This is a genomic window from Maribacter taeanensis (assembly GCF_047345145.1).
GTDB lineage: Bacteria > Bacteroidota > Bacteroidia > Flavobacteriales > Flavobacteriaceae > Maribacter_C.
Map to the genome: position 1 here is coordinate 1116897 of NZ_JBLFER010000002.1, position 14582 is coordinate 1131478.

The following is a 14582-nucleotide window of genomic DNA, read 5'->3' on the forward strand; positions in this document are numbered from 1 at the left end:
TATAATATCGTCCTAAGCACACTAAAGGGCCTTTTTAATGAAAAAAATTATTGTTTTACTCTTCTTATCGTTTCTAGTTCTTCCAGAAAGTATGGAGGCGCAATGCGCTATGTGCCGAGCTGTTTTAGAGAGCGAAGGAAATACAGAAACGGCAGAAGGCATCAATAATGGTATAGTTTATTTGATGGCTATACCTTACGTTTTGGTAGGAGTTCTTTTCTATTTTGTCTATAAAAAGATGAAAAACTAAGGCCTTTAAATTGTTTTAACATTTTTTTGTTAGTCCAACTGTAACAATTTTGACAACTTGTAGTCATATACATGTGCGACCATAACTAAGTTGCATTCATCAATCAACTAAATCACTACAATGTTCGACATCGAAAGATGGCAGGAAATCTTTGATACCATCCGTAAAAACAAACTACGGACTTTCCTCACGGGTCTATCCGTTGCCTCCGGAATTTTCATTCTCGTTATTTTATTGGGCTTTGGTCAAGGTATGCAAAATGGCATTGCTGAAGAGTTCAAAGAAGATGCTGCAACTAGTTTGTGGGTTTGGCCAAGACGTACAACTATTGAATACAAAGGTTTGAATCCTGGTAGGCAAATACAGTTGCGTAACGAGAATTTCGAAACTATTACTGTTTCGATGGGTTCGGATTTTGAGAAAGCATCTATGCTTTATTTTCCAAGAGATGTTCAGGTAGTTTATAAGAATGATCTTCTAGTTTACAATGTTGCCGGAACAAATGGTGATCTCCAAACAATCGAAAATGAATTTTTATCAGAGGGTAGGTTTATCAATCAAACTGATGTCGAACAAAATGCAAAGGTTGCTGTAATAAGTAATAAAATTAGAAGGGAAGTTTTTGTAGATGTAGAAACTCCCATTGGAGAGTACCTTACCATATCAGGAGCCGGTTTTAGAATCGTTGGTGTTTTTGGAGAACACGGAGAAAATGAAGGTGAAGAAGAACGTCTTTTTGTGCCCATCACTACTGCACAATTAACTTTTAATGGGGCTGATAAGATAAATAATATGAATTTTATGCTTCCTGAAAGGGAGTCTTTTGATGATATGGTTGCTGAGAATACTGTATTTACAGATCAACTGATGCGCTATTTAAAACAAAAACATAATGTAGCGCCAGATGACGACCGTGCCATCCGAATTTGGAATCCTATTCAAGAAGCAAAACGCTTCTATGATTTAGGCACTGCCATTGAAATTTTCTTTTGGGCGGTTGGTTTCTTTACAATTATTGCCGGTGTGGTAAGTGTCAGTAATATTATGCTGATTGTAGTTAAAGAACGAACTCGAGAAATAGGCATCCGAAAGGCTTTAGGAGCTAAACCATGGTCAATTATAGGAATGATAATGCATGAGGCCATTTTTGTTACTGCCATTGCGGGCTTTACAGGACTCATTTTTAGTATGGGGCTTTTGGAAATAGTTGGTCCGCATGTCGAGGTAGATTATGTGTTAAATCCATCTGTAAATTTTAATGTTGCTTTCTCCACGGTTATTTTACTAATTATAGCAGGTACTTTAGCAGGATTTTTTCCAGCATGGAAGGCTGTAAAAGTACAGGTTATTGAAGCATTAAGAGATGAATAGTTTACAGTCGAGATTGTATTTAGAAAAAACCAAAGAGCAAAATGTTTAGCAAAGACCGTTGGAAAGAAATATTGGAAGTACTCTCTAGTAATATGCTAAGAACGGTTGCCACAGCATTCGGCGTTGGTTGGGGTATATTTATTTTAATCATTTTACTCGCCGCAGGAAAGGGACTTGAAAATGGCATCCGTCAAGATTTTAATGGAGTTGCCACAAATACCATGTTCATGTGGACGGAAACCACCACCATGGCATTCGAGGGCTTGCCTGAGGGGCGAAATTTTAATTTTAAGTTAGAAGATGTTGATCTTCTAAGAAGAGAAGTGCCAGAATTGAGGATAATTTCTCCAAGAAATGGACTAAGAAATAATGAAGGAGATAATACCATAAGGGGTACTGAAAGTGGTAATTATAGAGTTTTTGGTGATTATCCGGAAATTATCCAGCAAAACCCTATGTACGTTGCGCAGGGACGATTCCTCAACTATAATGACATCGAGGAAAAAAGAAAAGTTGCTGTTATTGGCGATGGTATACGAGAAGATTTGTATGAGGAAGATGAAGAAGTCTTAGGTACCTATCTCAAAATAAGTGGGGTGAACTTTATGGTAGTTGGCACCTATAAAGAAAAGACCAGTAACGGCGGGGGTGAGAATAGCGAACGACAGATTTATCTTCCATTTACTACATTTTCCCAAGCTTTTAATAGGTCAGATAACGTTGGTTGGATGGCCCTCACTGCTGAAGACGGGAGTTCAATTAGTGCGCTTAACGAGTCAATTATTCAAACCGTTAAGCAAAGTAGAAAAGTACATCCTGAAGATAAAAGAGCTATTGGATTTTTTGATTTATATGAGCAATTTAATAGGGTCGAAAGCCTTTTCGGAGCCTTAAGTTTTATCGCATATTTTGTTGGAATTTTAGTGCTTATCTCCGGAATAATTGGGGTAAGTAATATTATGCTCATTGTGATAAAGGAACGCACCAAAGAAATTGGCATACGTCGCGCGCTAGGTGAAAATCCATGGTCGATTAAGTTACAGATATTAATGGAGTCAATCTTTTTAACCATTATTTCAGGTATGGTAGGAATCATCTTTGGAGCACTATCCATTTATGGCATAAATACCCTATTAGATAATGTTGGCCCTGTAGATATGTTTTTAAACCCAAGTGTCAGTTTAGGTGTGGTTTTAATTGCACTTCTGATATTGGTAATCTCAGGATTATTGGCAGGTTTTATACCCGCAAACAGTGCTATTAGAGTGAGACCAATTGAAGCATTACGAACAGAATAGAATCATCAGTCTATAATATTAAACCAATCAAAACATGAAGAAGTCAGTTACCAGAATCATTTTGTTGCTCATCGTCGTCTTATTTGGAGGAGCAATGTATTACCTCTATCAAAAAAATTCAGAGGACCCTGTTGTCTATGAAACCGATCAACCGTCTAAACAGACTATTATTAAAAAAACTGTTGCTACCGGAAGCATTCTTCCTTTAGAAGAAGTATTGATTAAGCCAAATATTTCAGGTGTTATTGAAGAAGTGTTTGTAGAAGGTGGAGATTATGTAAAATCAGGAGATTTGATTTGTCGAATTAAGGTAGTTCCGAATTTGAATTCCTTAAACGATGCTCGAAACTCAATAGATGAAGCTAAAATTGGTTTAGATGATCAACTCCGCAATTTGGAACGTCAAAAGAACTTATTCTCTAAAGGAGTTATTTCAAAAGTAGATTTAGAACGTGCTCAAGTAACCTATGATCAATCTAAGCAAGCTTATCGTGCAGCAAACAAACGTTATGATATTGTAAAAACAGGAACAACCAAAGGCTTTGGAAGTGCCGCTAATACTCAAATTCGGGCCACGGTTAGTGGCATGGTCCTAGAGGTTCCGGTAGAGGTAGGTAATCAAGTAATAGAAAGTAACAATTTCAATGAGGGTACTACTATAGCGGCTATTGCTGATGTAGATAAAATGATTTTCGAAGGAAAGGTCGATGAATCTGAGGTAGGTAAAATTAAAGAAGACCTTCCCTTAGAAATTACAGTGGGAGCCATAGAAGACTTAAAATTTGATGCGGTTTTAGATTATATTGCTCCAAAAGGAAAAGAAGAGAATGGTGCTATTCAATTTGAAATTAAGGGCACTTTAGAGAAACAAGATTCGGTGTTTATCCGAGCAGGATTAAGTGCAAATGCATCCATTATTTTGGCTAGGGCAGATAGTGTTTTAGCCGTCAAGGAAGCCTTGGTACAGTTTGATGACGAAACGAAGAAACCATTTGTAGAAATCGCTACAGGAGATCAAGAATTTGAACGACGAGATATTGAATTAGGCATCAGTGACGGAATTCATGTAGAGGTTAAATCTGGTTTGACTAAAGACGAAAAAATTAAGATCTGGAATGCTATTGAATCGGATGAAGAGGATTCAAATTAATCTTTAACAAAATATTTGGAGGAAATCTTGTAACAATTTAACAACTTAGGTGTCTTATTGCCAAATACCTTAGGCTAAGGCCAAACAAAACAAATACAACCAGCATGATTGAAATCAAAAACCTTCATAAATCGTATAAAATGGGAAGCAATTCCCTGCATGTTTTAAAAGGTATTAACTTTTCTGTAGAAGAAGGCGAACTAGTGGCCATTATGGGTTCTTCAGGTTCTGGAAAATCTACATTGCTAAACATTTTAGGAATGTTAGATGAGTTAGATGATGGCACTTACGATTTAGATAATGTACCAATTAAAAATTTGAATGAAACTAAAGCGGCGAACTATCGCAATAAGTTTTTAGGTTTTGTCTTTCAGTCTTTTAATTTGATTAACTACAAAAATGCCATGGAAAATGTGGCACTTCCGCTTTACTATCAGAAAGTGGGAAGAAAAGAACGTCAAGAAAAGGCTTTAAAATATTTAGATCAAGTGGGTCTAAAAGAGTGGGCTACGCATTTGCCTAGTGAACTTTCTGGCGGTCAAAAACAACGTGTGGCAATCGCAAGAGCAATGGCTGCCGAACCCAAAGTACTGCTTGCTGATGAGCCGACAGGGGCATTAGATAGTAAAACTTCTTATGAGGTTATGGATCTCATTCAAAAAATCAACGATCAAGGCAATACAATATTAATTGTAACCCACGAACCTGATATCGCAGATATGTGCAAGCGTATCGTTCATTTAAAAGATGGTGTCATAATCGAAGATAAAAAAGTAGAACAAGTAAGGGCAGCGCAGTATGTTCAATAGAGACGTTTGGAAAGAAATATTCGAAGCAATTCAGAAAAATAAGTTACGTACTTTTCTGACCGGTTTTACCGTTGCCCTTGGTATTTTTATTTTCGTCACACTTTTCGGAATGGGTAACGGCCTCAACAATACTTTTATGAAGTTTTTTGGTGATGATGCTACAAACATTTTCAGAATATATCCTTCTGAGACCACTATTCCATACGCAGGTTACAAAGCAAAGCGACGGATTGAATTTGAAAATGAAGATTTGGATGATATTATCGAAGAGTTTGGTCCGTTAGTCGATTATATAACACCTCGTATTCAAAGGTCAAGTGTAGTTACTTACAAAGATAAATCAGATAACTACGGTAATTTTGGGGTGGGACCAGGTATGCAGGCTGCAGAGAAAACCATTATGATGAAAGGCAGGTATATCAATTCAAAAGATATTCGCGAGAAAGCGAAATACGCGGTTATTGGTAGAATGGTTGAGAAAGATATTTTTGAAGGGGAAGATGCCTTAGGTAAGTTTATCGATATCTCAGGAAGCGTTTTTAAAGTTATTGGAGTTTTTCAAGATGACGGCGGTGACAATGAAGAACGAAATATTTTTATTCCTTTTACCACCCGTCAACTTTTAGAAGGAGACAATGATAAAATAGGGCAAATAATATTGGCATTTAATGAAGCTATTGGTTACAGCGGCGCCATGAAATTTCAAAGACAACTTGATACCTATATTCGTAAGAAAAAGCAGATAAGTCCGAAAGATCCAAGAGGTATTTTTATACAAAACGTTGCAGACAATTTAAAACAGAATCAACAGTTCGCAGGAGCACTTAAAATCATCATTTCGGGTATTGCTTTTGCTGTAATTATATCTGGGATTATCGGTATTAGTAATATTATGGTTTTTGTTGTTAAGGAACGCACCAAAGAGATTGGTATTCGAAAAGCTATGGGGGCAACACCGCGCATTATTACTAGCACGATATTGTTAGAATCTATTTTCATCACTGCTATTTTTGGTTTTATAGGGATGATTTTAGGCATTATCGTATTAAACATTATTGAAGGTAAGGTATTGGAAGATGATTACTTTATAACGAACCCTGCCATAAACTCTGGGACAGCCATTTTTGTGACCATACTTCTCATTATCTGCGGCACTTTAGCCGCATATATTCCAGCCAGAAAGGCAGCAAAAATTAAACCTATAGTGGCACTAAGAGACGAATAAGATGAGACAACTATTTGATGGTGATACTTGGCGTGAGATCTTTCAGTCTATTAGAAAGAACAAACTCCGTACATTTTTGACAATGTTAGGTGTATTCATTGGTATCTATATTTATATCGGACTCTCGGGTGCATCAAAAGGACTCGACAACGGTTTTGAAAAGGAATTTGAGACCATCGCTAGAAATAGCATGTTTGTCTTTTCCAATAGAACAAGTAAACCATATGCAGGATTCAAAACAGGTCGCCCCATTCAGTTAAAACTTCAAGATGTTAAAGTACTACGGCAACAAGTGCCAGAGATTATGGCAATAGCTCCTAGAAATGTTAAAGGGATTTTTGGAAGTGAACCTGGACTTGTAAAACGTGGTATCCGTTCGGGTAGTTATTCAGTTTTTGGAGATTTTCCAGAGTTTACCAAAATAGCTCCTAAAAGCATTTATGATGGCGGAAGATTTATTAATGAAGCTGATATTGAACAGGAAAGAAAAGTATGTGTAATTGGTGAGCGAACACAAAAGGAACTTTTTAAGGAAGACGAAGACCCAATAGGAGGATATGTATCTATAGAAGATGTAAACTTTCAGGTAGTTGGGGTTCATGAATTTGCTGGTGGCGGTCCTTTCGATAATGATAGCGATATTTTTATTCCGTTTACGACATTTCGGAAGTTGTATAATACAGGAGACAATGTTTCTTGGTTTACAATTGCAGCATACGATGATGCGGACGTTATTCAAGCAGAGAAAGACATAAAGGCGACCTTAAGAAGAATACACAAGGTAGACCCTACCGATGAAAAGGCCATTGGAGCATTTAATTTGGGTGAAATTTTCAAAAAGATATTTGGATTTTCAAATGGACTTACCTTTTTATCTCTAATTGTGGGTGTGGCAACTATTATTGCTGGTGTCATTGGAATTGGCAACATTTTGTTGATTTCAGTGAAAGAACGAACCAAAGAATTAGGGGTGCGAAGAGCGCTAGGAGCAACTCCGGCCGAGGTAAGAAATCAAATTATTATAGAAGCACTTGTTTTGACATTGCTAGCCGGTATTATCGGAATTATTTGTGGTGCCTTTACATTGTGGGGCTTGGGGGCCGCCTTTGGTGGTGGTGATTTCCCTTATACGAATCCGACTGTACCGATACCCTATGTACTAATGTCACTATTTCTTATGGTAGTACTTGGAATTTTAATTGGTCTCATACCAGCACAACGTGCGGTAAGTATAAAACCTATTGACGCCTTGCGCGAAGAATGATATATAAAACCAATCCTTTAACAAATTAACATACAAAATGAACAAGACAGTAAAATACATATTAATAGGCGTATTCGTTTTAGCAGCTCTATGGGCAGCGGTCTTTTTTATAAAGTCAAATAGTAAGGGCGCAATTACATACGATACCCAAAATGCGTTTATTTCCTCTATAGAAAAGAAAACTGTAGCAACAGGTAAGGTGATTCCAGAAGATGAGGTTGAAATTAAACCTCAGATTTCAGGTATTATCGAAAAAATCTATTTAGAAGAAGGAGCAAATGTGAAATCAGGAGATTTAATTGCTAAAATTAAAATCGTACCAAACGAGCAATCACTGAATCAATCACGTGGTAGGGTTCGAAGTGCTGAAATTGCTTTGAATAACACGAAAATAGAATACAATAGAAATAAGGCCTTATTTGACAAAGGTGTGATTGCAAGTCAAGATTTCAATAGTCTTCAACTGCAATATGATCAAGCTCAACAAGAACTTAGAAACGCACAAGCAGACTATCAGATAATCCGTAAAGGTTCTGCCGGCGGTTCTGCATCTGCTAACACCAATATTAGAGCAACTGTTTCAGGAACCATTTTAGAAATTCCTGTGGAAGAAGGAGATCAGGTAATTCAAAGTAACAATTTTAATGATGGTACTACAATAGCCTCAATTGCTGATTTGACTAAAATGATTTTCGAAGGAAAAGTAGATGAAGGTGAAGTTGGAAAACTCAAAGTTGGTACACCATTAAAGATTAGCTTAGGGGCTTTAGAAGGTACTGAGCTTGATGCAAAATTGAAATTTATTGCACCAAAAGGTTCAGAAGAGACAGGAGCTGTTCAATTCAGAATAGAGGGTGATGTAGAAGTAAAGGATAGTATTTTTATTCGCGCTGGATATAGTGCAAATGCTTCTATCGTGCTTGAAAAGAAAGATAGTATTCTGGTCGTTTCCGAAGCTTTATTACAATTTGATAAAGATACCAATAAGCCTTATGTAGAAATTTCCACAGGCTCAACGGAGGAGCAGAAGTTTGAAAGAAGAGATATCGAAGTTGGTATTTCTGATGGGGTAAACATTGAAATCGTTTCAGGATTAACGGAAGAGGATAATATCAAAGAATGGAATAAAACAGAGCCAATCAAGAAGGGTACTGAAAAAGAGGGAGAAGGTGAAGAAGGCAGCGAAGAAAGCGAAGACTAGAACATCAATCAATAATCAAGAAAACAAATCAAATGAAATTTAAACTAACAGCACTATTCCTAGTACTAGCAATGGGAATACTATCCGCACAAAGTAAAAAATGGACTTTACAAGAGTGCGTGGAGTATGCGGTAGAAAATAACTTAAGTATTGAGCAATTTGAATTAGACCTTCAAAATATTCAAATTGATGAATCAGATGCACTTGGTAATTTTTTGCCGAACTTAAATTCAAGAGTAAGCGCTACCGGTAATAGAGGTTTATCTGCTGACCCAATTACAGGTAGTAATTTTACAGCGGGAATTTTCACTTTAGGAGGTGGTTTTTCTTCTAACGTGAATCTCTTTAATGGTATGCAGAACAAAAATCGCATGAACAGAGCAAAGCTAAGTGCGATAGCGGGTCAATATCGTTTAGATGACTTGAAAGACGATATTCGATTGAATGTAGCATTAAACTACCTCGATGTACTTTCTAATAAGGAATCTCTTAAAGTAGCTCAGGCGCAGTACGCCGCAACTGAGCAAGACTTAAATAGAACTAAAGAGTTGGTTGAGTCCGGAGTTGTTCCAAAGGGAGATTTGCTTGATATAGAGGCAACTGCTGCAGGTCAGGAGCAAGCAATTGTTAATGGTCAGAATCAGGTGCTTATTTCGCTAATTACATTGGCTCAATTGCTACAGATTACAGATTATGAAAATTTTGACATTGCAGATGAGGCTTTCGAAATTCCGCCATCTGATATTTTAAATAATTCGGCAAAATCCATTTTCGCTAAGGCGGTTGATTTTAGAAACGATATAAAATTATCAGAATCAAATGTTTCTCTTGCTGAAAAGGATTTGGATATTTCCAAAGGAGCCAGATACCCTACTTTAAGTGCATTTTTTAATTATAATACATCATACTCAAGTAGAAAACAATTTGATCCAGCAACGGGTACTTCCTCTAGACTTGACCTCATAGACCAGTTATGGCTTTTTGATGGTATCACTTACGGAGGTCAACTTAGTATTCCTATTTTTAATGGCTTTAGTACTAGAAATTCTATTCGACGTTCTCAGATTAATGTAGAAAAGGCTAAAGTACAGTTAGAACAAGATAAGCTAGCTTTAGAGACCACGGTGAATCAAGCATATGCTAATGTGAATACTTCTTTCAGTGCGTATGAAGCTGCAGAAAAAACGTTAGAGGCAAGGCGTTTGGCCTATCAATATTCTAAAGAACGCTTTGACGTAGGCTTAATGAATTCCTTTCTTTTCAGTCAAGCACAAGCTCGAGTAGACAATGCGGAAGCGGATGTAATCAGAACGAAATACGATTATATTTTTAGACTTAAGGTGTTAGAATTCTACTTCGGAATTCCTATCTCCTTAGATTAATCTTCCATATAATCAAAAATTTACCCGTAAGTGTTCAAAGACACTTACGGGTCTTTTTTGTTTTAAAATGAAGCACATATCTTTGCCACCATTATGGCATGGATTTTAAATTTAGAAACAGCGACTACAAACTGCTCTGTTAGTTTGGCAAAAGATGGCAAGACCACGGCTATTAAAGAGCATGATACCCCTAATTATTCGCATTCAGAGCAGCTGCATGTTTTCATTGATGATGTTCTAAACAAAGCAGCGGTCTCGCTTTCTGAATTAGATGCTATTGCGGTGAGTAAAGGCCCAGGTTCTTATACAGGTCTTCGTATTGGCGTTTCAGCGGCGAAGGGATTGTGCTTTTCTCTAGATATTCCGTTAATTTCAATTGAAACTTTAAAGAGTATGGCGAGTCAGTCAAAGTCGTCTGAGTACGATTTTGTAATTCCTCTTTTAGATGCACGACGTATGGAGGTATATTCCAAGGTTTTTGACATTCAATTTAACGAAGTTCGAGAGACAAAAGCAGAAATAGTAGATGAGAGCTCATTCTTGGAATTCACAAAAAAAGGAAAGACCTTATTGATAGGAAGCGGTGCTAACAAATGTAAAGATGTTATTATTACTGATAATCTTGAATACAATTTTGATGCTGTACCTTCTGCAGAACAAATGTCTCAACTTTCATATGATAAATTTCAAAATCATGATTTCGAAGATGTAGCTTACTTTGAGCCATATTATTTAAAGGATTTTATTTTGCAGACAGCGCAAAAGAAAAAGTAAGCCAAAAAAAAGCATCCCAAGAAAGTAGGATGCTTTACATTTTTTAAAAAGTAAGATGCTTATTTCACTTCAAAAGTGATCTTTACGTTTACTCGAAAATCGTTTACTTCGCCATCTTTAACGCTGGCGCTTTGATCTTGAATATAAACTGAACGAATATTTTTCACTGATTTAGAAGCTTGCGCAACTGCCTTTTTTGTTGCGTCTTCCCAACTTTTTTCAGAATTTGCTAATACTTCTATAACTTTTAAAATTGCCATGTTTTCTTGTTTTTAGATTTAGCTCAAGATAGTAAATTAATGGAGCAAAATGCTATATAAATCTTACAAATTATCCGTTTAAGGCAACAACTTCATTGATTCGATCTCCCATCATATTCTTTAACATAGTTTCGATACCATTTTTTAAAGTGAATGTTGAAGAAGGGCATCCGCTGCAGGCACCTTGCAAAATTACATTTACTGTTTTGGTTTGTTTCTCATATGATTTAAAAAGAATATTTCCCCCATCACTTGCCACTGCAGGTTTTACATATTCTTCTAGAATATCAATAATTTCAAGTGAAGTATCGTCGAGGTCAACAGGTGCTTGTTCTTTTTGCTTGGGCACTTCTGTTGTGTTCTGAGGTTGTATATCCAAAGAAACAACATCTTTTCCGTCCGCAATAAAATTCCGAATAAGTTCTCTCAATTCCATGGTGATATCATCCCATTCAGCAACATCATATTTGGAAACTGAAACATAGTTTTCATCTAAAAAAACCTGTTTTACAAACGGAAATTGAAAAAGAGCTTTAGCTAAATCTGAATCTCTAGCTTCATCGATATTCTTAAATTCAAAAGTGGCAGGTACAATTTTGCGACTTGCCACAAACTTCATTGTAGATGGGTTAGGTGTTACTTCAGCATAAACGGTAACGGCAACCTTCTTTGTCTTTTCTTCCTCCAAAATAGTAGGCTCACCTGCATTCAAATATTCAACCAATTGTTGGGCGACTTCATCTTTTACATCTGACCACTCTACAATATCATATCGCTCAAGGCCTATAAAATTTCCAGAAATGTAAACAGTTTTAATAAACGGTAAATAGAATAACTGCTGCGCCAAAGGAGAATTTTTAGCCTCGTCAATGTTTTTAAACTCGTAGTTTGAACCCGTAGTTATAAAATGATTCGTTTCGAACTTTAATATCGTAGGATTGTTCGTTTCAACCACAGTAATTGTATACTCTTTCATTACATTTTATTTTCTGCAAAAATACGAAGTAATTACTAATATGGATGCCCAGAAACTGGGTAACCGAAACCGTGTTTTCAAGATTTCAAGATCACTTGGCAATATTGTTTGAGAAGTTAACATTGAATATGGTAGGCTGAAAAGGAGTATTGAATGATTTTTTTGAGAAACCTACAGGCTTTTTGTTAAAATACATAACAGATTCCCAGTATGTCAGAGCATAATATAGTTGTATTTCATCCGTTATACTTTATATTTAGTCGATAGAACTATAGCCCCAGTCTATAAATGAAAAATCTTTTCTTATCTCTCTTAACTCTTGTAGCCTTTTGGAATCAGTCATCTGCCCAAGAAGGTATTCCTGTTTATTTTGATTATTTAGCCGATAATTACTATTTGGTTTATCCTTCAATGGCTGGTATTAGTGAAGGAGGTAAAATTAGAGCTACCGCAAGAAAACAGTGGTTTAGTGTTGATGAAGCGCCAAACTTACAAACCTTAAATGCCAATTTTAGGCTTGGCGACAGCAATAGTGGTATTGGAGCTATAATATTTAATGATGCGAATGGTTACCATGCTCAAACGGGAGTAAAACTTACATATGCCCATCATTTGAAAATAGGGGGGGATGATAGATACTTGAACCAACTTTCTTTCGGATTGAGTCCTACTTATTTGCAAAGTAGCCTAGATGAAAGTGAATTTCGATCTATAGATGCTGACCCTTCTATTGTGGGAAGTAAAATTAGTCAAGGCTATTTCAATGTAGACTTTGGAATGTCGTATAACAAAATGGAGTTTTATTCTCATTTCGCCATTTTAAATCTGTTGGAATCTAAAAGAAGTCTCTACCGTTTTGGTAGAACAAACCCTGATGATGTTCCTGTTATTGATAATTTAAGAAGGTATTTAGTTTCAATGGGCTATATTTTTGGAAGGAATGAGGTTCAAATTGAACCATCGGTATTGTTTCAAATGACTGATTTTACCAGAGAAAAAACCTTAGATATCAATGCTAAGATTTATAAAGACGTAAATTTTGGAAGAATATGGGGAGGCGTATCCTACCGACGCAGTTTTGACGGAGCTCAATTTCAAACTGACGGAAGCTTCGGTGAGCAAAGGCTTCAATTATTTACACCAATTATTGGTGCCAATATTAAAAATTTCTTAGTCTCATACAACTACTCCTATCAATCGGGTGACATTCGATTTGATAACGGTGGGTTTCACCAAATCACCTTAGGTTACGATTTCGGACAAACCGAAAGAAAGTACGATTGTTATTGCCCAGCGGCGCAATAGTATAAAAATGGGCCTACCCTTATTTTCGGATAGACCCATCAACTAAACACCAACCAACTGCGTTCAACAATTTATCTAATATGACTCGGGTGTTAGTTGTTTAATCCCATTTGTAATTCTTCTTTTCAGCTTGTCTTTTTATAGCCTCGAGCATTGCATTTTCTAATTCTCCTTTTGAGCCTTCTTTTTGATTTTTGGCAATAAATGCTTCTCGCTTTGCATTGAGTTCTTGAATCTCTTTTTGAATTTTAGTTCTTTCTGATTTCTTTTCATCAATGTACTCAGTAATTGCACCAGCTGCTTTTCCCTGTAATTCTTTAGGAAGTTCATCTTTCTTAAGTTTGGACACATCAAAATCTTTGTCATCTGAAGCATCTACCAAATCCCAAGAAGAATTGCTATATAGTCTTGAACTTTTACTAACCGCTCTTTTTACAGCTACTGCCTCTTCCATGGCCATCGCATTGGTATCTTGAGCATATTGGTTTTTCATTTTCGATTGTCCTAAAGCACCATAAGAAATATACGTCTTGTTCAATTTTGAATTGAGCTTAATGATTACTTCATCATAAGGAGTGTCGATGTGAACAACTTGACGGTTATGGTCGATAGCAATGTATTCTCCTCCAGTAAGTTTTGCGCCATTCTTCCAATCGGTATTGATGCCTTGTTCGTAGTTTCCGCAAAAAATAGTGTTTACCACTACGTCTTTTTCTTTGGCGTTACTAACCGCATCTTTGTAGTTTAATTTTCCTTGTGTAAAGGGTTCGTTACCGGCAATGAAAATCATTTTTAGGTTGTCTTCATTTTTTCCCCAGTTTAATTGTTTCAAAGAGGTTTGAATGACTTCTCCGCAATATTCTTCTCCGCCATTTGTGGTTAATGAAAAGAGCTTTTCAGAAATCTCATCTAAATCATCACTAAAATCCAATACTTGTTGAATGTAGCCTTCTTGAGAAGATAAATTATCGTTTCCATATTGGTATAAGGCAATTTGTAGTTTTGGCCGAGCCTCGTTTCCGCATTTGGCATGCGTGAACTTATTTACAATATCCCAAAGTTGAGCCTTGGCTTGATTGATGAGTCCATCCATACTATTACTAGTATCTAATAGAAGTGCGATTTTAACGGTATTATTCGCCTCTTTTTCAGCGTCTGTGACAGCATGTGCGATCAGTGGTTCTGTGGAATTTTTTGGTTTTAGTTCGCATCCGTAAGCGTTAGATAGTGTAAGAGCTATTAACCCAATTCCTAAAACTTTTTTTACATTTTTCATAATTAAGATTTTTGTTTTCATTTTCCTGCCTCTAATGAACT

At 36.4% G+C, this 14582-nt stretch carries 14 protein-coding genes; 11 read left to right on the forward strand and 3 right to left on the reverse strand.

Translation table 11 applies throughout. From position 1 onward, the window contains the following. Positions 1-37: 37 nt before the first annotated feature. From ACKWCD_RS10690 to tsaB, 10 genes are all read left to right on the forward strand, one after another. The gene (locus ACKWCD_RS10690; protein ID WP_413983938.1) at positions 38-250 is read left to right on the forward strand and encodes a hypothetical protein; all 213 of its coding nucleotides are present in this window, start codon (positions 38-40) and stop codon (positions 248-250) included. Positions 251-370: 120 nt separating this feature from the next. Beyond that, complete coding sequence (locus tag ACKWCD_RS10695; RefSeq protein WP_413983939.1) at positions 371-1621, forward strand: ABC transporter permease; 1251 nt, start codon at positions 371-373, stop codon at positions 1619-1621. A 41-nt stretch (positions 1622-1662) separates the two neighbouring features. Further along, entirely contained in the window at positions 1663-2919 is a 1257-nt protein-coding gene (locus ACKWCD_RS10700; RefSeq protein ID WP_413983940.1) for an ABC transporter permease, read from the forward strand. A gap of 34 nt (positions 2920-2953) precedes the next feature. Continuing rightward, on the forward strand, positions 2954-4069 hold the full coding sequence (locus tag ACKWCD_RS10705; protein ID WP_413983941.1) for an efflux RND transporter periplasmic adaptor subunit: 1116 nt from the start codon (positions 2954-2956) through the stop codon (positions 4067-4069). 104 nt (positions 4070-4173) lie between these two features. Beyond that, positions 4174-4878: an ABC transporter ATP-binding protein gene (locus ACKWCD_RS10710; protein WP_413983942.1), complete on the forward strand. Its 705-nt coding sequence runs from the start codon at positions 4174-4176 to the stop codon at positions 4876-4878. Next, a complete protein-coding gene (locus tag ACKWCD_RS10715) occupies positions 4868-6103 on the forward strand; it encodes an ABC transporter permease (protein ID WP_413983943.1) in 1236 nt (411 codons plus the stop codon). Before ACKWCD_RS10710 ends, ACKWCD_RS10715 begins: the two co-directional genes overlap by 11 nt. Before the next feature lies 1 nt (position 6104). After that, positions 6105-7367 (forward strand): ABC transporter permease, encoded by a 1263-nt coding sequence (locus tag ACKWCD_RS10720; RefSeq protein ID WP_413983944.1) that lies wholly within the window; start codon positions 6105-6107, stop codon positions 7365-7367. 37 nt (positions 7368-7404) lie between these two features. Further along, positions 7405-8568, forward strand: coding sequence for an efflux RND transporter periplasmic adaptor subunit (locus ACKWCD_RS10725; protein ID WP_413983945.1), 1164 nt, complete (start codon positions 7405-7407; stop codon positions 8566-8568). Positions 8569-8600: 32 nt separating this feature from the next. Next, a complete protein-coding gene (locus ACKWCD_RS10730; RefSeq protein WP_413983946.1) occupies positions 8601-9950 on the forward strand; it encodes a TolC family protein in 1350 nt (449 codons plus the stop codon). Between the two features lie 93 nt (positions 9951-10043). Beyond that, positions 10044-10724 carry a tRNA (adenosine(37)-N6)-threonylcarbamoyltransferase complex dimerization subunit type 1 TsaB gene (gene tsaB, locus ACKWCD_RS10735; protein ID WP_413983947.1) on the forward strand — a complete coding sequence of 227 codons (681 nt, stop codon included), beginning with the start codon at positions 10044-10046 and terminating at the stop codon, positions 10722-10724. 59 nt (positions 10725-10783) lie between these two features. On the opposite strand, the gene ACKWCD_RS10740 is transcribed toward tsaB, so the two are convergent. Then, positions 10784-10984: a dodecin family protein gene (locus ACKWCD_RS10740; protein WP_413983948.1), complete on the reverse strand. Its 201-nt coding sequence runs from the start codon at positions 10982-10984 to the stop codon at positions 10784-10786. Between the two features lie 70 nt (positions 10985-11054). Continuing rightward, positions 11055-11960 (reverse strand): NifU family protein, encoded by a 906-nt coding sequence (locus ACKWCD_RS10745; protein ID WP_413983949.1) that lies wholly within the window; start codon positions 11958-11960, stop codon positions 11055-11057. A 288-nt stretch (positions 11961-12248) separates the two neighbouring features. On the opposite strand from ACKWCD_RS10745, the gene ACKWCD_RS10750 reads away from it, so the two are divergent. After that, a complete protein-coding gene (locus tag ACKWCD_RS10750) occupies positions 12249-13265 on the forward strand; it encodes a PorP/SprF family type IX secretion system membrane protein (protein WP_413983950.1) in 1017 nt (338 codons plus the stop codon). A 100-nt stretch (positions 13266-13365) separates the two neighbouring features. Here ACKWCD_RS10750 and ACKWCD_RS10755 read toward each other — a convergent pair whose 3' ends face one another. Then, the gene (locus tag ACKWCD_RS10755; RefSeq protein ID WP_413983951.1) at positions 13366-14541 is read right to left on the reverse strand and encodes a vWA domain-containing protein; all 1176 of its coding nucleotides are present in this window, start codon (positions 14539-14541) and stop codon (positions 13366-13368) included. Positions 14542-14582: the final 41 nt, after the last annotated feature.